Annotated in this window: 18 protein-coding genes and 1 pseudogene; 2 read left to right on the forward strand and 17 right to left on the reverse strand. The window is 42.8% G+C overall.

Annotated features, from left to right (window positions below):
* Positions 1-138 precede the first annotated feature (138 nt).
* Positions 139-1020, forward strand: a complete 882-nt coding sequence (locus JNUCC1_RS02060) for a cation diffusion facilitator family transporter (RefSeq protein WP_156643774.1) — start codon at positions 139-141, stop codon at positions 1018-1020.
* Between the two features lie 39 nt (positions 1021-1059).
* On the opposite strand, the gene JNUCC1_RS02065 is transcribed toward JNUCC1_RS02060, so the two are convergent.
* The 7 genes from JNUCC1_RS02065 to JNUCC1_RS02095 all read right to left on the reverse strand — a co-directional run bounded on the left by JNUCC1_RS02065 (position 1060) and on the right by JNUCC1_RS02095 (position 7217).
* Positions 1060-1599, reverse strand: a complete 540-nt coding sequence (locus JNUCC1_RS02065) for a GNAT family N-acetyltransferase (RefSeq protein WP_156643775.1) — start codon at positions 1597-1599, stop codon at positions 1060-1062.
* Positions 1600-1623: 24 nt separating this feature from the next.
* Positions 1624-1917, reverse strand: coding sequence for an AzlD domain-containing protein (locus JNUCC1_RS02070; protein WP_156643776.1), 294 nt, complete (start codon positions 1915-1917; stop codon positions 1624-1626).
* A complete protein-coding gene (locus JNUCC1_RS02075) occupies positions 1914-2639 on the reverse strand; it encodes an AzlC family ABC transporter permease (RefSeq protein WP_231746946.1) in 726 nt (241 codons plus the stop codon). The genes JNUCC1_RS02070 and JNUCC1_RS02075 overlap by 4 nt, the downstream gene beginning before the upstream one ends.
* Before the next feature lie 196 nt (positions 2640-2835).
* The gene (gene map, locus JNUCC1_RS02080) at positions 2836-3588 is read right to left on the reverse strand and encodes a type I methionyl aminopeptidase (RefSeq protein WP_156643777.1); all 753 of its coding nucleotides are present in this window, start codon (positions 3586-3588) and stop codon (positions 2836-2838) included.
* 726 nt (positions 3589-4314) lie between these two features.
* Positions 4315-5076: a (S)-benzoin forming benzil reductase gene (locus JNUCC1_RS02085; RefSeq protein ID WP_156643778.1), complete on the reverse strand. Its 762-nt coding sequence runs from the start codon at positions 5074-5076 to the stop codon at positions 4315-4317.
* 16 nt (positions 5077-5092) lie between these two features.
* Positions 5093-6463: a dipeptidase gene (locus tag JNUCC1_RS02090; protein WP_156643779.1), complete on the reverse strand. Its 1371-nt coding sequence runs from the start codon at positions 6461-6463 to the stop codon at positions 5093-5095.
* Positions 6464-6575: 112 nt separating this feature from the next.
* Entirely contained in the window at positions 6576-7217 is a 642-nt protein-coding gene (locus JNUCC1_RS02095) for a YhcN/YlaJ family sporulation lipoprotein (RefSeq protein ID WP_156643780.1), read from the reverse strand.
* A 209-nt stretch (positions 7218-7426) separates the two neighbouring features.
* On the opposite strand from JNUCC1_RS02095, the gene JNUCC1_RS02100 reads away from it, so the two are divergent.
* Positions 7427-7663 (forward strand): YhdB family protein, encoded by a 237-nt coding sequence (locus JNUCC1_RS02100; RefSeq protein ID WP_156643781.1) that lies wholly within the window; start codon positions 7427-7429, stop codon positions 7661-7663.
* A 33-nt stretch (positions 7664-7696) separates the two neighbouring features.
* Here the strand turns inward: JNUCC1_RS02100 and JNUCC1_RS02105 are convergent, their stop codons facing one another.
* The 10 genes and pseudogenes from JNUCC1_RS02105 to JNUCC1_RS02150 form a co-directional block, all read right to left on the reverse strand.
* Complete coding sequence (locus JNUCC1_RS02105) at positions 7697-8524, reverse strand: S1 family peptidase (protein WP_156643782.1); 828 nt, start codon at positions 8522-8524, stop codon at positions 7697-7699.
* 21 nt (positions 8525-8545) lie between these two features.
* Positions 8546-10552 (reverse strand): ABC transporter ATP-binding protein, encoded by a 2007-nt coding sequence (locus JNUCC1_RS02110; protein WP_156645356.1) that lies wholly within the window; start codon positions 10550-10552, stop codon positions 8546-8548.
* Between the two features lie 17 nt (positions 10553-10569).
* A pseudogene (locus tag JNUCC1_RS02115) lies at positions 10570-12323 on the reverse strand (ABC transporter ATP-binding protein).
* Positions 12324-12722: 399 nt separating this feature from the next.
* Complete coding sequence (locus JNUCC1_RS02120) at positions 12723-12962, reverse strand: hypothetical protein (RefSeq protein ID WP_156643783.1); 240 nt, start codon at positions 12960-12962, stop codon at positions 12723-12725.
* A 149-nt stretch (positions 12963-13111) separates the two neighbouring features.
* Complete coding sequence (locus JNUCC1_RS02125) at positions 13112-14344, reverse strand: quaternary amine ABC transporter ATP-binding protein (RefSeq protein WP_156643784.1); 1233 nt, start codon at positions 14342-14344, stop codon at positions 13112-13114.
* Positions 14341-15201, reverse strand: coding sequence for an ABC transporter permease (locus JNUCC1_RS02130; RefSeq protein ID WP_156643785.1), 861 nt, complete (start codon positions 15199-15201; stop codon positions 14341-14343). The genes JNUCC1_RS02125 and JNUCC1_RS02130 overlap by 4 nt, the downstream gene beginning before the upstream one ends.
* Positions 15202-15669: 468 nt before the next feature.
* Positions 15670-16668, reverse strand: coding sequence for an ABC transporter substrate-binding protein (locus tag JNUCC1_RS02135; RefSeq protein ID WP_156643786.1), 999 nt, complete (start codon positions 16666-16668; stop codon positions 15670-15672).
* Between the two features lie 248 nt (positions 16669-16916).
* Entirely contained in the window at positions 16917-17987 is a 1071-nt protein-coding gene (locus JNUCC1_RS02140; RefSeq protein WP_156643787.1) for an undecaprenyldiphospho-muramoylpentapeptide beta-N-acetylglucosaminyltransferase, read from the reverse strand.
* Positions 17988-18179: 192 nt separating this feature from the next.
* Positions 18180-19487: a 2-oxoglutarate dehydrogenase complex dihydrolipoyllysine-residue succinyltransferase gene (odhB, locus tag JNUCC1_RS02145; protein ID WP_331713565.1), complete on the reverse strand. Its 1308-nt coding sequence runs from the start codon at positions 19485-19487 to the stop codon at positions 18180-18182.
* The gene (locus JNUCC1_RS02150; RefSeq protein WP_331713566.1) at positions 19474-22335 is read right to left on the reverse strand and encodes a 2-oxoglutarate dehydrogenase E1 component; all 2862 of its coding nucleotides are present in this window, start codon (positions 22333-22335) and stop codon (positions 19474-19476) included. Before JNUCC1_RS02150 ends, odhB begins: the two co-directional genes overlap by 14 nt.
* Positions 22336-22790 lie beyond the last annotated feature (455 nt).

Here is a 22790-nt window from a genome sequence, read left to right on the forward strand (position 1 = left end):
CGAATTTTTTCCAGTGGTGATTAAGTTTGACTCAGACCAAGAAGTGTAACTCAGGGCTTCAATGTTTCTCTCGACCCACCATGAAACGGTCTGATACACTATATGATGCACTTAGGAATTGAGATGGAGGTCACATTTATGAATAGGGCTGATGACTTAAAAAAAGGGGAAAGAGGCGCTTGGGTCAGTATTATCGCCTACTTAATACTGGCATTCGCAAAAATTTTTATATCATATGTTGGACAATCCCATGCTTTAAGAGCTGACGGGTTGAACAATGCTACCGATGTTATTGCCTCCGTCGCAGTCCTCATCGGGCTGAGAATCTCCCGGCGCCCCCCTGATGAAGATCATCACTATGGGCACTACCGTGCAGAAACAATTGCTTCCTTATTCGCTGGGTTTGTTATGGCAGCCGTTGGTTTACAGGTCATTGTAAATACCGTGCAAAAGTTGTTTGTTTCTGGTCATACACAACCAAGCATGCTGGCAACTTGGGTCGCTCTCGGCGGCGCAATTACCATGTATGCCGTTTACAGATTTAACTTGAATTTATCCCGTAAAGTTGACAGCACTTCACTGCATGCTGCTGCACAAGATAATCGTTCAGATGCCTTGGTGAGTATTGGTGCCTTTCTTGGAATCACAGGGGCACAGTTTGGTATATTCTGGCTTGACCCACTGACAGGGCTGATCGTTGGACTGATCATTTGTAAAACAGCTTGGGATATTTTCAGTGACTCCGCCCATGCTTTAACAGACGGATTTGATGAACAGTTGATAAGGGAAATAGAAGAAAGCATTGCACAAGTTTCTGATGTGAAGAAAGTGGAAGATGTTAAAGGTCGGATTCATGGAAATATGCCACTAATTGATATTACCATTCTCGTTGATCCAGAAATGAACGTGAAAAAAAGTCATGATATTACTATGCGTGTAGAGCAGCTGCTGGAAGATAAACACGGGGTTTCACACGCTCATATACACATCGAACCATTTGAAAAAAAGCCAAAAACATAGAGCGAAGGCAGTATCTGCCTTCGCTCTTATTCTTCGTATTTACACCGGCTGATTCAGCATATGAAGCAATTCATCCAGTGTATCCCAGCCGTATGCTGTTTCTTGATATGTGCCTTCTCCAATTGTTGTTGCTTCTTTTCCAACAGGCTCTGCCTTGTATCGCTCATAAAACCGGCTGGATGGATTCTGTGTTAAGATCCAGACGAGCAAAGAACTAAAGCCAAACGCTTTCATTTCTGTGGCAAAAGCTTTCAACAAGCGAGTTCCGAGTCCCTGTTTCTGATAAGCATCAAGTAAATAAATCGTATAGATTTCACAATCGTGTTTAAATCGTTTTGTACGTTCAGGCCCCCCAGAAACGAATCCTACAATCTTTCCATCCTGTTCGATCACTAATGTGCACTGATTGGGCTTCTGTACCCGAAGCACTGTTTCCCATAAAGTTTTCCGGTTTTCATATGTTGTATTCGATAAGTCCTGTTCATCTATAAGCTCTTGATAGGTATTTTTCCAACTCCGGATATGAACATCAGCAATCGCTGCAGCGTCTTCATCCCGGGCTTTGCGTATGGTATACATCAAACGTCCTCCTGACAGACTAATTTACATGGACAAAAGAAAAACGGTCGCAATGGCTCCAAAAACAACAATGATCACATTTAGACCAAGCAAGGCGAGACCAACAGCAACAAGCCCTCCAAGCAGCCCTATGGATGGATTATCGGTATTCACAGACATAATTCCCGGAAAAATCAGAGCACCAAGCGCTGCATAAGGAACCGCATTCAACCATCTGTTGACCCAATCGCGAAACTCTAGTTTTTCAACGATAATGGCAGGAATCATCCTGGGAATCATTGTCACAAGTGCCATACCTAAAATGATGATAAAAATCATGATTGATCCTCCTTCAGCAGAAACACACCAGAAAAACCGCTTATAACCGTAGCCAGGACAATCGACCATCCTTCGCTTAAATACAAGCCAAATAAATAGTTCAGAAGCATTGCAAAAAGCGCAATCAGGCCAACTTTAAGTTCTTTTTTTACTGAAGGGATAAGGAGCCCTATGAACATGGCGTACAAAGCAATTCCCATACTCTCACTTAAACGCGGCGGTATCACTTCACCGAGGAGTCCCCCCAGCAGCGATCCAATTACCCATGAAGAATAGGCCGTTAAAATAAGTGCTGCATAAAAATAGCGACCATAAGCCTTTTTGCCTTCGTCTTTATGTATGGCTGAGACGGCAAAGGTTTCATCCGTCAATCCTAATGATAAAGGAACTTTCCAAGAACGTCCAATATCTCGGGCATGATTGGAGTAGGATAGGCTCATGACGAAATGTCGAAAATTCAGCACAAGTGTTGCGATAATGATTTCCACTGCACCTGCACCAATCGCAATCATATTCGCCGCCATAAATTGACTTGCCCCTGCAAATACAAGTGCACTCATAGACGTTAATTCAAGAAGTGACAACCCTGCCTGTTTAGCCAGAACCCCATATGTTATGGCAATTGGCAAATATCCAAGCATGATCGGAAACCCAACCCAAAATCCCCTTTTTATCATATCTTTCGCAGTTGTACCAGACGTTCCAGCCATCTGTCTCTCCATCCTCATCCCCCTTGCTGCAATAAATACAAACCATATTATTTAGAAATATTACACCATTATATCCGAAACCAGAAAAAAGATAAACCACCAAATCCAAAGTGTGGGGTAGTGAAATTTAAAACCGAATTGCCAACGGCGATCTATGGGTTCTATAAATAACCCCGCAATTGTATCTATTGCGGGGTTAAAGGAAGTTTTATTGATCTTGGTCGGTCGTAATGATGGGCTCACCTTTTGTAACAATGAGGGTATGTTCGTATTGGGCTGAACGTCCCTTATCGATTGTTCGGGCCGTCCAATTGTTATCATCCATCTTGCTTTTCCAATCACCTTCATTAATCATGGGCTCAATTGTAATCGCCATGCCCTCTTTTAATCTGAGTCCTTTATTTGGGAGTCCAAAATGTGGAATGTGCGGCTCTTCGTGAATGGTTGGTCCGATCCCATGACCGGTAAAGTCACGCACCACTGAAAAGCCTTCTCCTTCAGCGTATGCTTGAATGGCATGGCCGATATCTCCAATTCGATTCCCGGCCTTGGCCTGCTCAATGCCTTTATAAAGTGCAGTCTTTGTTACGTCCATTAACTGTTTTCCTTTTTCATCAACATTCCCAACTGCGTATGTCCAGGCTGAATCCGCCAAGCCGCCGTTAAGATTGACAACCATGTCTATGGTTACTATATCACCGTCTTTAAGTTGGGTATCTCTCGGGAATCCGTGACATATTTCATCATTGATGGAAGCACATGTGGCATATGGATAGTCGCTGTAGCCTTTTTGCTCAGGGGTTGCCCCGTGTTCGGCCAAGTACTTTTCAACAAACTGCTCAATCTCCATTGTTGTAATGCCTGGTTTGATCATTTTTTTTATCTCTTTATGGCAGGCAACAAGAAGGTCACCTGCCTTCTGCATTTTTTCAATTTCCCGTTTGCTTTTTCTTGTTATCATTGATGTCTTCTTCCTTTCATAAAAATTAATCACAACGTACGAATATCCCTGTTAAAGTGTACCACAAATCACAAGAATCATCATCACCACTGAATTTAATCTCTATGAACAACATGCACGTTGATAAGTTTCGGTTCATGTACATTTTATGTCATTGAGACAGTTTAAGTAGACTGCGAACTAACTGGGTAGCTCAAACTAAGCATTTTATGACTGCTCCTGGCAACCGCTCGGGGAAAACACTCCGCATTCCGTGGGCGCTGCTGAGCCTCCTCGCGCTACCGCGCTCCGGGGTCTCACCGAGGCTTGTCCTCCCACTGGAGTCTCCGTGTATTCCCGAGCTTTGTTAGAGCTCATAAATGTCCCGGATGAATATGTGTGCTGGGACGTCCAAGCCACTGACTAACATAGAGTGATTGGAGCGGAGGGAAGTCGACTCCTGCGGGAACAGCACGAGTCCGAAGACCCCACAGCGAGCGGTTTTTGCGAGCGAGGAGGCTGAGGCCGTGCCCGCGGAAAGCGACTTCCCGGAGCGCAAATCACGATACTGTCATTGTGGTGGTTTGTTGCCAGAAGCAGTTACTCCAAGTTTTCGCTAGTTCGGAGTTTGTGTCGACTTTTGTTAATGGGTTTTGGAGCGGGTCTGGAATAAGGGGGTTCCTAATAGTAAAGCAATCTGCCTGGATAGCAGATTGCTTTGTTCTGAAGCCCTGTTATCATGTTCTGTTAGGACAAGTAGTCACGAACGTTGTAGATTTTGCCGCTGTCGATCTTGCTCTCATTTGTTATGATATCTGCCAAAACGCCTGCTACTTCTTCCGGTGCACGCAGCATTCCTTTTTCTTTGTAGGCTCGGAATGTTTCTCGCTCCGCAAATGCCTCTTCGGAAGTTTTCCTGATTTCACTTTGCATATCTGTGTCCATAATACCCGGACTAAACGCGAACACTTTGTGGCCTGTTCTGAGTTGTTTCTGTTCCAGCGCCAAAGTTTCGGTATACATGTTAATGCTGGCTTTCGTACTGCAATAAGCACTCCAGCTATACATGGGACGTTCAGCAGCCCCGGAGGTAACCGTCGCTCCTACAAATGTTAATCCGTTCTCAGTGGCATATTTCAAGCTCATATTCATGAGGACCATAGGCGCCAAAGTGTTAATCATCACATGATCTTTCAAGGCCTGATGATCAATATTCATGCTGTGATCAATCGGTTCCACAACACCAGCATTGTTAATGAGATAAAGCTTCTTCGGTCGGTTGTTCATCAGTATTTCTGATATGCGGTTAAATGCTTTTTCTATCTCTTCAAGATTGGACAAATCACAGCGTTCATCCTTGTATTTAACACCCTTTGAAGTGGCTATATCGGATAATTCAGAGTTGCCTTTTCGAGATACGCCAATAACGTGGACGCCTGTTTCAAGCAATCGCTTTGCCACCGCGGCGCCGAGTCCGCGAGATACACCTGTTACAACAGCGTAAATCATGCCGTTCTCCTCCTTGTTAATTCTGGCTTACTTTTGTCCAGTAGTGTGCCAATGTTTCCATCCCTTGGTCAAAACTATCCAGCGGGAAGCTTTCATTTGGTGAATGCAATCTGTCATCTGGAGTGCCAAAGCCCATTAAGACAATCGGGGCACCATAAATAGCATCAAGCCATTCTACCACAGGTATGGAGCCGCCCATACGCACATAAACCGTTTCTTTCCCGAACGCTTCTGTATAGCTCTCAGCGGCTTTTTTAATAAGAGGATGGTCAGGTGATACCTTATAGGCTTTGGCTGACAAATTCTCTTTTTTCACATGAACACTGACACCTGATGGAGCGGCTTTATGAATGTGATCCTCAAGCAGCTGTTGGATTTGTTCGGGATCCTGTCCAGGAACAAGGCGACATGTCAATTTTGCTGTGGCGGATGCAGGGATAATCGTTTTCGTTCCCTCGCCTTGATACCCGCCATACATGCCATTCACTTCCAGAGTTGGTCGTCCCATTGTATGTTCTTTAGGCGTATAGCCTTTCTCTGATGCTGTTTCCGGGATGTTTAGTGTTTCTTGATAATCTTCCCCAGGAACATCTTGGATTAAGCGTCTTCCTTCTTCAGACAATGGCTCAACATGGTCATAAAAACCATCAACTGTGACAATTTCATCAACATCTTTCATTGAAGCCAGGATATGACTCAGCGCCATGAGTGGGTTACGAACGGCACCGCCATAAAGTCCGGAGTGAATATCATGGTCAGGGCCATCCACAGTCACTTCCAGTCCAGTAAATCCTTTTAGACCGTAAAGAATCGTAGGCTGGTTTTTAGCCACCATGCCTGAATCAGAAATGACGGTAAAGTCTGCTTTGAAAAGATCTTGTTGTTCGTGAAGCACACGGTATAAATTCTCACTTCCGATTTCTTCCTCACCTTCAATACACACTTTCACATTAACCGGCAAATAGCCTTCAGTTCTCATGAACGCTTCAAATACTGCAAGGTGCATAAAGACTTGACCTTTGTCATCACTGGCACCTCTTGCGTACAAGCGTCCTTCTCGAACTTCTGGCCTAAATGGATCACTGTCCCATTCATCAATTGGGTCAACGGGCTGCACATCATAGTGACCATAAAATAAAACCGTTGGAGCATCCAGTCCTGCTTCATTATACTCAGCAAATACCAGGGGATGACCGCCCGTATCGATTTGCTGAACCCCGGAGAACCCGATATCTGTTAAGTATGTCTCTAAAAAGCTGGCCGCATCAGCAATATCCTGTTTATGTACGCTATCTGTACTTACACTCGGAATGCTTAAAAATTCATTTAGTTTATTGAGTAAGGCATCACGATTTTCTTGCAAGTACGTTATTGCTTGTTTACTCATCGAACATCCCTCCATTTGATTTTGATCTATTTTATCACAAAGAGATGAGGTATGACGACTTAAAGGGTTTAAAAAAGGCCCCGCCTGTGTAGGCGGGACCTTGTCAGTGTTATTAACGATTTTGTGGGAACAGTCTTTCAATCATATTGCCCATTTGGTCAAACATACCCTCCACAGGGTTTCCTCTGTCCACATCATTAATATAGTTATTCGTTAAATCAATAAAGTCAGGGTTTGTTGACACGTAAACATTGTCAATGTCACCGTCGACTTTTTTAACGATATCTGAAATTTCCTTTTTAACATCGTCTGTTAACTCATCCCCGCGGTCATTATTTTTTTGTGAATTCCCACGGTTATTATCGTTATCAAGCATTGCTGCGACATAAGCGTTATTATTTGTTGTAAGCACATATGCAGAGTCAATACCGTCTACTTGGTCCGCAATTTTGTCAGCTGCTTCATCAGCAACCTCATAGCGGTTATCGTTATTGCCGTTATTACGGTCGTTGTTCAATTGTCTGTTGTTTCTGTCCATGTCTGAGTCACGGTTCCGGTCCATGAGTGGCGTGTCGGTATCGTTTGCATCATTTCTTCCGTCATTCCCATATCTTGTTTGCTCGACACCATCGCGACCATTGTCACGATCTAACATGCCTTGTTCCATATTGTCTTCATCACCCGTATTTTGACACGCAGCAAAAATCACAAGCACAAAAACGAGCATCAAACTTATATTGATCCATTTCTTCATATTACAAACCTCCTTTATGTTTTGAGGTTAGTATGAATCGGACCTGCTTTTTTTATGCCCTGTAATCATGAAACCTTAAATTGGCACAGGCACCATTTTTCTGTTTGTAAATATAATGGTTTCAAGGGGAAGCTAATTTATATTCACCTGTTCTGGTGACTGATTTTGCCGAACGCCTTACAACCCTTGGATACAAGGAGGGCAATAGCATGGATATACCTGATTACGATAAAGCATTATATTATACTTTATGGGGACATTGGGATGATTTGCTTGTATTAATGGTCCGGACAGAAGATGACTTGTTGTCAAAAAAGATCCAGTTTTTTTTACAGGCTTATCAGCATTCCCTTGACGAGCAGCACATTTTATCGGCGCATGATGATTTATTGTACTATATTGATCATGCCATGAAACATGTTCCAACATTCGCCTTAGAGTTATAACCAAAGCCAGCTGTTCCCAATAACAGCTGGCTTTTAGTGTTCAAAGTACTTATAATAATAATCGATTGGTACAACGAGTCCAACTTTCCCCTTATCATCATGGTTCAATGTTGCAAATACAACTCCAATCACCTGCCCATTATGCCGGATTACTGGGCTCCCGCTGTTACCATTATAAATCGGAGCTTTAATCATAAGAACCGGTTCTTCCCAGCCAGACAGCTCGGTATAACCAAGCACTTCACCTTCGTTTGCTATACCTTGAAACCTCAATGGGTTACCGATAAAATAAACGTTTTCATGATCCTTAAAAGTGGTTTCTTTTGCAAGGTTAAGATGTGGAAATGATTGCCCTGAATCGATCACTTGAAGGATTGCCAGATCAATGTCAGGATTGGTTTGTATGACCTCTGCTCTGTACAGTCCTTCATCTGGAAAAGCAACCGTTACTTCATCTTGTCCTTCGATCACATGATGATTCGTAATTAGTTTTCCGTCTTGAGATATGGCAAACCCGGTTCCGCGCCCATCTTCGGTTTCAACCACTGCGACAGCTTTTTTATAGGCCTGAATATCATCCTGAGAAGATAAACTTGCAGATGTTTTTATGAAATCAAACACCGGTAATGCGAATGTCTGGGGCAGAAGCGCCATAATATTTAATACCATCGCCATCGCAATGATCCAGAAGACCCATTTTGGAAAAGGACGTTTCGGTTTGGGGTTGTGCCGCTCTTCACGTGCTCGATTTAATGCTTTTTGGCGTTCGGCCTCAACCAGTTCATATAATTCCTCATCATCAAATTCCTCATACAAGTCTTCATCGATAATATCATGCTCATCCTGTTTATGATGTGTCATGCCATCACCCTGTCCAGGTAGTTAATTCACGTGCTTCGACTGGCCTTGCTGCATTTGATACATATGGTAATAGATTCCTTTTTGGCCGATCAAAACAGCGTGATTTCCTTGTTCCACTATTCTACCACTTTCAAGCACAAAAATCGCATCTGCCTGCTGAATGGTCGATAATCGATGAGCAATGACCAATGTTGTGCGGCCTTCTTTTAAAACATCGAGGGCTTTTTGAATGATCATTTCAGTCTCTGTATCAATGTTCGCCGTGGCTTCGTCAAGAATCAGAACAGCGGGGTCAAATGCCAAAGCTCTCGCAAATGAAATCAGTTGTCGTTCCCCCAAAGAAAAGCTCTTCCCGCCTTCCGATACTGGTTCGTCATACCCCTGAGGCAGTTTTTCAATAAAGTGATCTGCACCGACAGCTTTTAAAGCCGCTATAGCCTTATCTTGAGATACAGTTTCATCATTTAATGTGACATTAGAAAGAATGGTGCCGCTGAACAAGAACGGATCCTGTAACACGATGCCCATGTGGTGTCTGACCTGTTGTCGAGAACATTTTTGAATGTCCTGTCCATCGATTGTAATCGCGCCATGCTGCGGATCATAAAAACGGAACAGCAGATTCATGATCGAACTCTTGCCTGAACCGGTATGACCGACGAAAGCAGCCGTCTGGCCTGGTTTAATCTCAAGAGTAATATGATTGAGCACATAATCCGTTTCATTATAACTGAAAGATACATCGTCAAATCGAATATGACCCCGGTATTTGGCCACTTCTGTGTTATTAATCGTTTCTCCTTCATGATCCATCAGTTCAAATACACGCCGTCCAGCTACCCGTGCCTGTTCAATGAGGGGAAGCTGGTTAACAATATCAGTCACAGGCTCAAACAGCCTGTTCAGCAAATCAACCACCGCATAGAGCATTCCAATTGATAAAAGAGCTTCCGGCTCAAAGGAAAATATACCGAAATACCAGATGAACCCAACAAATGCTAAATTACGGATGACTGTAACGAGGTTATAAGAAGTCAATGCATTTAGTTTCACCAATTTACGCTGATATGTGTAATGACGTTCATTAAGTACGTCGAATTCCTGTTTGGTTGCTTTTTGTCTTAAGAAAGCCTGGATAATTGGCATGCCTTGGATGGCTTCATTAATATGAGCATTCAGGGAGCTGATCGTCGAGCGAATAACCGTGTTATAACGGGTTCCAAAAGCCTTATACGCTCTCATCCATCCAAATATAATGGGAATGAGGACCAAGGAAAAGGCACCTAGTTTCGCATCGAGAATAAATAAAGCGACAAATATTCCTGCCATATAGATCAAACTCGCTACAACAATGGATAGAACCCGTTCGTATAAATCCCTGATTGCTTCTGTATCATTCGTTACCCTCGAGACAATCGCTCCAGCCGGTTCATTAACATAATAGTCGATCGGAATGCGCTCCGTATGTGCGAAAATATCATTTCGCATTTGTTGCACAATACGATTGGACGCTTCCTGAAGCTTGTAAGTCTGGTAATACTGAAACACCCCTGCAATCAGAAGCAGCCCCATATACAAACCTAGCAATAATAATATGGGCTTTTGCTCAGGCTTGAAAAATGGATACATGTCTTTTAAGGATAACCTCTCCCCTGAAAAGGTTTGGGTAGTTTCGCCGGTTTCAATCGAAATAACCCCGTCTTTTACAGAGCGTTTGCCATTAAGTGGGACTGCTTCGTCCACCATGTAGTAACTTCTGTCTGCTTGCAGAATGGTAACCTTTCCAGTTGTTTCTTCGCCTTTAATACGATCCGTTCGTTTATACAATTGATTATCATATTCGACCGTATACCGGTCATTTTCAACTTTAACCTGAGACCATTCCCCTTCCACCCCTAGAATATGGTCATCGATGACGGTCTTGGCGATCAGCGGACCTGCCAGTTCTAATGCTGTCGCAATGACAAGGCAAACGATTCCAATTAAGATGCCTTTTCTAAACGACCAGGCATAGCGCATCAACCGCATCTCAGCAGAACGTTTTTTCACTGCTCCACCTCCTCATCTGACCCTTCAAGCTGCTGTTGAATATACTGTCGACTATACCAGCCGCCTTCACCCATGAGTGTGTCATGAGTTCCCTTTTCAGTGATTTTTCCGTTTTCAATCACAATAATCTGGTCTGCATGCCGAACGGCTGATAACCGGTGGGCTGCGATAAACGTTGTTTTACTCTGGCGCTCTTTTCGCAGATGGGCAATGATATTCGCTTCGGTTTTACCGTCCACAGCAGATAAGGCATCATCCAATATTAAAATATCAGGATCTTTAATAAACGCCCGTGCCAGGGCCACACGCTGTTTCTGGCCGCCTGAAAGCGTCACACCACTTTCCCCGACCTCTGTATCCAGACCTTTGGGCAAGGCTTTAATGTCATCCAGAAAATGAGCGAGCTCCATTACTCGAAAAATCTCTTGATCAGTAGCATCAGCTTTGCCGAATTGTATGTTTTCCCGAATGGTTTTGGAGAACATCATTTGATCTTGTGGAACATATCCAATCCATGAACGGATGTCAGTAAGTCGGATGCGTGATAATTCAACACCAGCAATCTCAATTGAGCCTGTATAACGGGGGTATTGTCTAAGCAGCAGTTTGAACAAAGTTGTTTTACCTGCACCAGTCTTACCGACAACACCAATGGTATCTCCCTCACGCACGCAAAGATTCAAATCGGTTAATTGGTTAACCCCAGTTCCTATGTAAGAAAAACTTAGATGTGCAATATCAATTGATGTGGGTTTGTTGACAAGTGTCGGGTGGCCAACATCCGTTACATCCGGTTTATAATGCAATGTTTGATTCACCCTGTCTAGGGAGGCATTCCCCCGCTGCAAAATATTGATTAACTCACCGACAGCAAACATTGGCCAGATTAGCATGCCAAGGTACACGTTGAATGTCACCAGATCACCGAGAGATATCTTATTTTCAAAGACCTGAATCGCTCCGTAGCCAAGACCAATTGTATAAGAGAAGCCAACGAGAATCTTCATTGTCGGTTCAAATAATGCTTCAATTTTGGCAACCTGCATGTTTTTCTCATAAACATGTTCTGTCATACTTTCAAACCGTTGTTGATCACGCTCTTCCTGAACAAAAGCTCGAATGACACGAACCCCTTTTATCGATTCAAGGACATTGTTGTTCAAATCACTAAAAGCCGCTTGAGCCTCTGTAAAGCGTGAGTGGATCGCTGTCCCATATTTATTCATGATGAGTGCCATAATGGGAAGCGGAATAAGTGCGGCTAGCGTTAAGGACCAGCTAATGGTGAAACCCATCATAGCAACAAGCATCAGCATAAATGTCGTTGAATCCACAAGGGTCAAGATTCCGAATCCAGCAGTCAGAGAGATCACTTTCAAGTCATTGGTCGAACGTGCCATCAAGTCCCCTGTTCGGTATTTGCCGAAAAAAGTGGGAGACATATTAAGAAAGTGATCCATTAACATGCTGCGCATTGAGCGCTCGAGTATAACCGCACCGCCAAATAGTGTGTAATCCCAAAGGAAAGAAATAGCGTAATGTAAGAGCGTCAATGTAATGTAACCAAGGATTACAGATGTCAAAAGAGCCATCGTTAAAGTATCAAATTGGATCTGATCGATCACATAGCCACCAGTTTTGGAGGGATTAATCCAATGGCACTTGCTGTAATCAACGCAACAACGGCAAATAGATACCTCTTCCAATATTGTTTGAAAAACCAATCCAGTTTTTTAAATACATGAAACAAGCTAAATCACCTACACTTTCAAAAAGAAAAAAGCATACGTCTGTGACGCATGCCCATAAATTACAAGGCCACACATATGTGGCCTATTGAATACAGTTTTTTTGATAAACGACTATAGTTTTGAAGAGGCCATAACAAAATATGCAGTTTTAGAAATACATTGTGGGATTCTCAAACTTTTCATTTTGTATGGCCACCTTTCAATATATGCTCAGCTAAGTATAGCCAATCATTTTCTAAAAGTAAAGGATTTTTCGAAATGGAAACAACTTGTTCACCCCAGGACGACGTTGGAACTGAATGTAACCCTGGGGGCAGTGTTTATTGACACAAAAAGAAGAGAACAGCTTTGCTCTCAGCTCTTCTCATCGGACTACTATGCCTATTCTCAGCTCATCCTCATTGTTGCGAAGTAGGTTCAGCAGGTTTCTTAGTACTCATCCCAAGTTGAATCATGTTGAGAACTTTACTATAAGAAACAGCTGTTGACTCGGCAATTTCATCTACAGAAGCGTGCGGATGACTTAAGGTATATTGACGAATACGTTCACTATCCTGTAAACATTCCCGACACATGGTAAATGGACTGGCTTCCATTTCACGTTTGCACAAGCGACAACTTCTGACAAAACGTTCCATAAAATCACCCCTTCCGAGTCTGTGCCTTTACTTTATCATGATCCGCTTCGTATCACAAGCAGTTTTTTAACATTTTAAAAAAATGAGTCATTCAGCTTATTTAAGTGTTTCTCTAATAAGGTATAAATACCTAAAAAAACAAGTACAGCTTATGGCTGTACTTGTTGATCATTTCCATTTGACTTATATTCTTCACTTTCATCAATATCCTCTGCAACAAGACCAGACATTACATGCACTCTAAGGATTATACCTTCCACACGATCAGTTTCGTCTGTCACAACGAGCGGAAACGAGGATTCCAGTGCTTTCGGGATCAGTTCACTCACATACTCCTCTTTTTTAACGGTAGTAATGTCTTTACGAAGCACATCAATGAGTTGCTTCTTTTGATTGATCCCTTCAACAGCATCGTCTATTGTCACAAGACCTTGCAGTTTTCTGCTTCGATCCACAACGAACACACTGGATATACCGTTTTCTTCCATTTCCTTAATTGCCACTTTTAAACCGTCTTTTACTGAAACGAGCGCGTTTGGCTTCGTCATAATATGTTCAGCCTGAAAAACTTTTGACCGATCAATATCTTTAATAAACTCCGAAATATATTCGTTTGCCGGTGATTCGATAATCTCTTCAGGCGTTCCAACCTGGACAACACGCCCGTCTTTCATTACAGCGACACGGTCTCCTAACTTGAAGGCTTCATTTACATCATGTGTAATAAAAACAATTGTTTTCTGAAGACGATTTTGAATATCTAACAGTTCCAGCTGCATCTCCCTTCTGATTAGAGGGTCTAAAGCACTGAAAGGCTCATCCATCAGCAAAATATCCGGGTCATTGGCAAGTGCACGCGCCAAGCCAACACGCTGTTGCATACCACCTGAGAGTTCATCCGGATATTTATCTTCATATCCTTTCAGCCCAACGATCTCAATATTTTTCATGGCAATTTCACGACGCTCTTCTTTTGCCATCTGTCTAATTTCAAGTCCATACTCTACATTGCCAATAATGGTTCGGTGGTTAAATAAGCCGAAATGCTGGAATACCATCGCTACTTTTTTCTGGCGGACTTCTTTAAGTTCGTTATTTTTATATGTCGTAATATCTTCATCATCAATATAAATAGATCCCGCTGTCGGCTTGTTCAGTAAATTGAAACATCTGATCAATGTTGATTTACCGCTGCCGGACAGGCCCATAATCACAAAGACCTCTCCATGATCAATTTCTAACGAAGCATCATATACACCGACTGTGTGACCGGTATCAGTAAGAATCTCTTCTTTAGATGCCCCTTGCTCCACCATGGGCAGAACTGATTTTGGTTTCGGACCAAAGACTTTAGAGACGTGTTCAAGTCTGATATGACTCATTTAGCCACCCTCCTGTGTTTCTGAAATTTATCCGCAACACCATTTGTAATCCGGTCGATAATAATGGCCAAAAATACAATACTGATTCCTGCTTCAAAACCAAGTGCAATATCAATCCGGTTAATCGATATAAGGACTTGTTCACCAAGACCTTTAGCACCAACCATGGAGGCGATAACCACCATCGCAAGCGCCATCATAGTCGTCTGATTCACTCCAGCCATTATTGTCGGCAGAGCTTGAGGAAGTTGAACCTTCTTAAGCGTTTGCCATCTGGAAGAACCAAATGATTGAGCTGATTCAACAACTTCCTTGTCTACACCGCGTATAGCGAGTTCGGTAAGACGTATAACCGGCGGTAATGCATAGATCAAAGTAGCAAAGATCGCTGAAACGTTTCCAAGTCCAAAAAAGAATATTGCTGGAATGAGATACACAAAGCTCGGCATCGTCTGCATGGCATCAAGCACAGGTGTGAAAATAGTCGAAAATCGCTGACTGAAGGCCATCCAAACCCCGACTGGAATCCCCAAAATCAAGCAAATTAAGACGGCAGCCAGAATGATCGCGATCGTTGTCATCATGTCTTCCCATAAACCGAAAGAACCAATTAGGAAGACAAAAAAACCATAGAGTACACCTGACAAAACCGATTTAAAATACCAGCCCAGCAATATGATAATAGCAATAAACAACCACCAGGGCAGCATCACAAGGAAATCATCAATGCCATTTATGGTACGAGAAGCAACAAAAAAGATAAATTCAAATAAACCTTCAAACGTACTGTCTAAGAATTTCACAAAATCATTAACGTAATCACCGATATTCGTTCTTATATCAGGAAAATCGAACATGGGCAGACTGCAGCATCTTGTGCAGCCGTTTCACCTCTCTTTGTACAGTTTTTAAATTCATCCGTAAAGAAGAAACAGCCAACCAGATTGGTCAGCTGCTCTTATAAGAAATTAGAGCATTCTTGACTTTTTCTGTCTTGTTCCTGAAGTCTGATTTGCTTCTCTATTACACTACCGCTCTACGAAAATATAATGAAGTTGGATAATGATGAAAAGAAGAAAGCATAGAGGATGGGTTGGACTAGTTAAAATAATATACAATTTCCACATAATACTCAAACCAGCTAACAGTTAGTATTTGGTGATAATCCTTCATAAACCCGAGGAATCAGCACTTATTAAGGAAATTTTAGCCTAATTATTATAAATCCTTCCATTAACACCAAATATGTCATGATAACATGATATAATAACATCAAAATACCCGGAACGATGCATAAACAGCAGTGTTTCGAGTTTTTGAAAGCGTTAATTTATGTTGAGAGCTTCTTGAACTTTGCTGCTAATGTCTTCTGGTAGCCAAGAAGTCCACACATCGGCATGTTGCTTCATCCACCAGGCTGCAGTTTCTTCAGCTGTCGCATCGTTTTCATCCATATATTTCAACGCTTCTTCCGTTAGCTCGCTGCTTGTTTCGTAGTGATCAAGAAACTCAGCAACCTCAAGCGCTTTTTCACGAAAATCTTTATGAACGGCAACGACCACATCGTTTGGCGGAAATTCTGTGCCTTTTGTTTCCTTCCATTCCGCCTCATCGTATTCTGGTTCTTCCAGCAGTGTCAGATCGTACTTCGCTGTCACAGCTGTTGGTTCCCAGTAATACCCAACCCATGCTTTGCCTTTCTCATAGGCGCCTGCCAATGACGTTGCAATTGCAGCATCTGATCCGGGCAGGAATTTATTGAAGGTTTCATCTAACCCATAATGGTCAAATTTGGCTGATATTGCGGTATCCACCTCTTCCCATGCACTTGGGGAACTGATCACTCTTCCCTTTCCAGGGTCTTCTGGGTCTTCAAATACATCCGGATACTTCTTAAGATCTTCAACCGTTTTCAAATCAGGTGCCATCGGAGAAATGCCTCTCTCTTCATCCCCTTCAATGACATATGTCGGGACGTATAACCCTTGCTTATTATCATCAAAGTTAACGGAAACGACTTCGATATCGCCTGCTTCCATTGCTTTCTCATACAAATCAGCGAAATTATCAGTCCAGAATTCCATATAAACGTGGATGTTGCCCTCACGTAAACCTTGTATGGTTGCTGTTGTTGAACCTGTCATTTCTTCCGTTTCTATTCCATAGCCCTCTTCAATAATGGTGGAGGCAATTTCGTTATGGATTTGAAGGCTGTTCCACTGGGCATCTGCCAGAACAATTTTATCAAGCTTTCCATCCGCATTAACACCGCAGCCTGTTAACACGATGATGCATATTAGAACTATTAAACTGTATTTTCGCATGATCCACTCCTATGAGACTTTTTTCCTGATGTCATTCAGGTTATGTTTAATTATGCCAAAGTTCTTTTTGATATAGCAAGCACGTTAAAGCCGTATATTCTCGCATATTTGGCTATAATGTCCAATTATTGTATGTATCATCAGCTATAGCTACTTATCGTACAACATTCTAACAAATACGACGTGTTACCGATTTCAATTCTAAATAGTAAAAGGATCTGCTCCATTTATTTGGGCAGATCCTTTTATTATTTACTAGTCTGATTAATAATGTTGATTACTTTGTCCTTTGCCTTGTCGCTTCGGTACGCCTTCATGTGATCCCGCATGACCGGTGCAGTTTCTTTGAGACGTGTGAGTTCTTCGGCCAAGCGGATTTCAGTCAGTTCTTCTTCTTCAAGAACACGGGCATATTGTTTGTCTTTGAATGATTCAGCATTAATGATTTGATCGCCCCGGCTTGCTTGGCGTGACAATGGGATCAGGAGCATTGGTTTCTCAAGCGCCAGGAATTCAAAAATCGCGTTGGCACCTGCTCTGGACAGGACAAAATCACTTGCTGCCAGTATGTCTTTCAGCGTTTCATTTACATAATCGAATTGGGCGTACCCTTTTCTATCAATAGTTTGATCAACTTTTCCCTGACCACAGATATGAATAATTTGAAAGTCTTTCAGCAGGTCATCAAGGGTTTGCCGCACTTTTTCATTGATAATTTGGGCACCACCACTGCCGCCCATGACGAGAAGGACAGGTTTTTCCTCATTCAGTCCCGCGAGCTCGAGACCCTTGCTGCGATTTCCCTGAAATAATTCATCACGAATAACTGCTCCGACATATTCAGCTTTGTTATCTGGCAAGTATTTCACTGTTTCGGGGAATGTGGCCAAAACTTTCTTAGCAAATGGAATTGCAATCTTATTGGCAAGCCCTGGTGTAAAATCAGATTCATGAATAATTGTGGGTACCCCGCGTAATTTTGCGGCGAGAACGACGGGAACAGATACAAAACCGCCTTTAGAAAATATGACTGCCGGCTTTGTGCGTCCTATGATCCGCCATGCTTGCATGACCCCTTTTATCACTTTAAAAGGATCTTTGAAATTTTCTTTGGACATATAGCGACGAAGCTTACCGGTGGAAATACTATGATATGTAACGCCTTCAAGTGGTTCAATCAGTTTTTTTTCAATGCCGTCGTGTGATCCGATGTAATCAATCGACCAGCCATCTTTCTGGTAAACGGGGATAAGTGCCAGGTTGACCATAACATGCCCTGCAGTTCCCCCGCCTGTAAATAAAATATGTTTATGCTTCATAAATGTTGGCCCCTTCTCTAATTAGCGGACTCCAAAGATGGAGCTGTGTTTTAAACGAACCATCTTCAATGATAATGGAAAATCCAACAAAAAGGAAGCACAGAATGAAAATATCGGCGCTCGGGAGGTTTTATCGGCGCTCGGGATGAAAAAACCTGTCAGGACAAGTCCTGACAGGTTTTTTCGATCTTATTATCCTTCGAGCAATAAATCATAAGGATCTTCCAACAGCTCTTTTACTCTAACAAGGAATTGAACAGCGTCTTTGCCGTCAACAATTCTATGATCATAAGAAAGTGCGATATACATCATCGGGCGCACTTCAATGGAATCATCTGGCATAACCATAGCACGTTTCTGAATGTTGTGCATCCCAAGAATACCGACTTGTGGAGCATTCAGGATTGGCGTAGACAGCATTGACCCAAAGATGCCACCATTTGTAATGGTAAACGTCCCGCCTTGTAAATCACTCAAGGCAAGTTTGTTGTCGTGTGCTTTTTTGCCGAGTTTGCCAATTTCTTTTTCAACACCGGCAAAATCCAGACGGTCCGCGTCGCGAACAACAGGCACAACAAGCCCATCTTCCGTTGATACGGCAATGCCAATATCGTAAAATTGTTTCATGACGATTTCGTTGCCTTGAATTTCAGCATTTAAAAGCGGGAAGTCTTTCAAAGCACCGACGACAGCTTTTGTAAAGAACGACATGAAACCAAGTTTAACATCGTGCTTTTCCAAGAACTTGTCTTTGCGTTGGCTGCGAAGTTTCATCACTTCGGTCAGATCGACTTCGTTAAATGTTGTCAGCATTGCAGCTCCTTGCTGTGCTTCAACAAGACGGTTGGCGATTGTCTGACGGCGACGCGACATTTTCACACGCTCAACTGGCTTTGAGAATTCTGTTTTCTCGCTGCTCTTGGATTTGTCTTCCTTGCTCTTTGTTTCTTTTTTAGGTGCAGATTTTGCCTCTTCTTTTGTGCGGGCTGCTTCGTCCACATCTTCTGGACGAACACGGCCGAGTGGATCACGCGGTTTTACGGAACTCAGATCTATGCCCAGCTCGCGTGCCCGTTTACGTGCTGCAGGTGAAGCAACGACTTCTTTATCTGATCCCTCAGATTCTGTTTCTGATGTTTCCTGCTTAGACTGGGAAGTTTCTTCTTTTTCCTCAGTTTTGGCTGGTTCAGTTTCTTTGGCATCAGAAGCGTCAGATGTCTTTTCTTCTGTTGTTTCAGAGGACGTATCTTCGCCTCCTGCTTCACCATTCTCGTCAACCTTGGCAATCACATCGCCAACTTCAACATCGTCGCCCTCTTCATGAAGAACCTCAGCCAATACACCTGCATAATCGGAATTGACTTCGACGTTGACTTTGTCTGTTTCAAGTTCAACGATTGGATCGCCTTTCTCAACCTTTTCTCCTTTTTTAACTAACCATTGTGAAATGGTCCCTTCCGTAATTGACTCAGCCAGTTCTGGAATTTTAATTTCTTTCACTGGAATTTCCTCCTTTGGACGGGTTTATCGCTTCTTGTATGATTTGATTCTGTTCAGCTTTATGCACATTTGGTTCTCCGACAGCAGGAGAAGATCGATCAGGACGGCCAACATAACGCAGCGTTTGACCCTCTTTAAGAAGATCGCGGAGATAATCATCAACGAAATCCCAGCTGCCCATGTTTTTAGGTTCTTCCTGTATCCAAACAATCTCTTCCAAATTTGGCAGTGCCTTCAGTTCTTTTTCCAGTTCTTTAGCTGGGAATGGATAAATTTGTTCAAGTCTTAAGGCTCTGAGCCACTCAAATGATTCATCTGCTTCGTCTATCGCTTCTTCAACATCAACCATCACTTTACCGGATCCAATCAACAGCCGTTTAGCATTTTTCTTGGAGACTTTAAGATTCGGTTGGTCACGCAACGGCCTAAAGCTGCCTTCTGAAAATTCTTCTGCAGAAGAGGCCACACGCTGGTTTCTTAATAGACTTTTAGGTGACATAACCACCAATGGACGGGCTTCCTCACGTCCACGCATAGATGCCTGACGTCGCATCAAATGGAAGAATTGTGCAGATGATGTTACATTTGCAACAATCCAGTTATTCTCGGCAGCCATTTGCAAGAAACGCTCAAGACGTGCGCTGGAATGTTCAGGGCCCTGTCCCTCATACCCGTGTGGCAGAAGCATGACCATATTGGAAATGTCCCCCCATTTTGCACGAGCTGATGAAATGAATTGGTCAAAAATGACTTGGCCCGCATTGGCAAAATCACCAAATTGAGCTTCCCAGATTACAAGTGTTTCTGGTGATTGTACACTATACCCGTATTCGAACCCGAGTACGCCTGCCTCGGATAATGGACTGTTACGAATGTCAAATGAAGCCTGTGCCTCTTCAATACCGTGGAGTGGACAATACGTGTCGCCTGTCTTAACGTCATGCAAAACCAGATGACGATGCGCAAATGTGCCACGTTCAGAATCTTGACCTGTTAGCCTAATTGGAATACCGTCACTCAAAATAGAAGCATATGTGAGAGCCTCTCCGGCACCCCAGTCTGCTTTATTCCCTTCATCAAGCATTTTTTCACGGCGTTTAAGGATTTTTTCCAGTTTCTTGAACGGTGTAAACCCTTCTGGCCGCTTCAATAAGCCTTGATTTAGTTGTTTCAGTTTTTCAAGCGGATAAGTGGTATCATAATCTTCCAGACTATTCGTCAGCGCTTTTGGCATCGTGAGCGGCTCGAGTTTGCTTGATTCCGTTTCCTTCATGCCATCATATACGTTGCGCAGCTCTTCCTGAGCATTTCTCTTCACTTGCTCGAAATGATCCTTATCAATAACACCATCAACCTCAAGTCTTTCAGCAAAGATATGTGCTGCGGTCGGATGCTCATCTATAATTTGGTACAACTGCGGCTGTGTGGTCCGCGGTTCATCCATTTCATTGTGACCATATCTTCTATAACCTACAAGATCAATTAGAAAATCCTTTTTGAATGTTTGTCTGTAATCATAGGCGATCTTAACAGCCTGAATACACGCGACAGGATCATCAGCATTCACGTGAATAATCGGAATTTCAAATCCTTTGGCCAGATCACTGGCATACCGTGTAGACCGGCCTTCATGGCGGTTTGTCGTATAGCCTACAAGGTTGTTGGCAATAATATGAACGGAACCACCCGTGTCATAACCAGGCAAATTGCTTAAGTTCAACGTCTCAGCAACTACCCCTTCACCAATAAAAGCAGCATCACCATGGATCAGAACAGGAAGTGCTTGATTAAAGTCCTGTTTCGGATAGCCTTTTTCAAGGCGATTGTCTTGCCCGGCACGTGCAAATCCTTCTACAACAGGGTTAACAAACTCCAAGTGTGACGGATTATTGGCGAGCGTAATGCGGGTAGTCGTTTCATCTCCGCCCTGAACTTCTTTGACAGCACCGAAATGATACTTCACATCACCTGTCCAGCCATAATTAATACCGGTTGAACCTTCAGATGGAACCAATTCTTTATCCGGTGAATGCTGGAATTCAGAAAAAATCCTGTCAAAAGGTTTACCAAGTACATGTGCAAGCACACTTAAACGACCACGATGCGCCATACCCATCATGATGTGTTCGACGTTGTCCCGCGTTGCGTACTTGACAATACGGTCAAGCATCGGAACCATTGCTTCCAGTCCTTCAATCGAGAACCGTTTTTGGCCAACAAATGTTTTTTGCAAAAATTGTTCAAAGCCTTCAACCTGCGCGAGACGCTCCAGCAATTGTTTTTGCTCGTCATTTGATGGGTCAAATTGGTGGGCGCCTGTTTCAATTCGTTCGAGCAGCCATTGCCGCTCTTCATCGCTATTAACATGATCAAATTCAAATGTAATAGGTCCGGAATAACGTTCTTTTAAATGTTTTACAACATCAAGACCATTATCAACACCGTTTGGCGCTTCTTCCCAAAGCCAATTGGCCGGGATATTACGCAGTTCGTCTTCCGTCAGTCCGTATGATTCCGGTTGAACAAGATTACTTTGACGGTCTTCTTCACTTACAGCATAAATTTTTGCTTCGAGATGTCCGTAACGACGGATGGCCTCCACAAGTTTCATTGCCGAGGTAAGTGTTTTTACTTGTTCGATTGATGTAGCAGGTTGTGTATCCTGGGACGATCCAGCGGCACCTTTTAGCCAATCTGGAGCACCGTGCTTTTCAAACACCGCTCTAATCGATGATTCAACAGCATCTGGATCTTCCTTGTAAAGTTCATATTGTTCTTCAACATACCCTCGGTTCGGGCCGTGAAAATCCCCCCAGAATCTGTCATAAGATTCTTCATTCTGTGCCACGTCTATACCCCCAATAGTCGTTAACATTTCTTTCGGTGGAAAGTGTTCAAATCCATATCTCATTATAGGCTTGATGACTTATTTCATCAACTAATATCACTTATTTATTCAATGTTTATTTCCCAGTGGATCAAAGACCTGCGAAAAGGGATTTTTTTAAAAAAATATACGGTTTCAGCGAGATTAAATGGTTCTTGGTTCACAAGGAGCATTTTTTCCGTTATAATAGACACATAACTGAAGCAAAAAGCACTTATATTAAATACATAAAGGTTGATCAAAGGAGGCTAATTTCATGAAGCTTGCCCTTTTAGCTGGCGTAATCGTTGTATTCCTTACATCTTGTTTCACGTCTGGTTATGAAGCCAAACCCGGCGTTCCTAAAAAGAATCAATAGTAAAAAGTTAAAAACTGCCGGTGCAGATTATCCTGTACGGCAGTTTTTTGATGGTGTT

Origin of the sequence: Lentibacillus sp. JNUCC-1, assembly GCF_009741735.1 — a bacterium.
In the GTDB taxonomy this organism is placed as follows: domain Bacteria; phylum Bacillota; class Bacilli; order Bacillales; family Amphibacillaceae; genus Lentibacillus_B.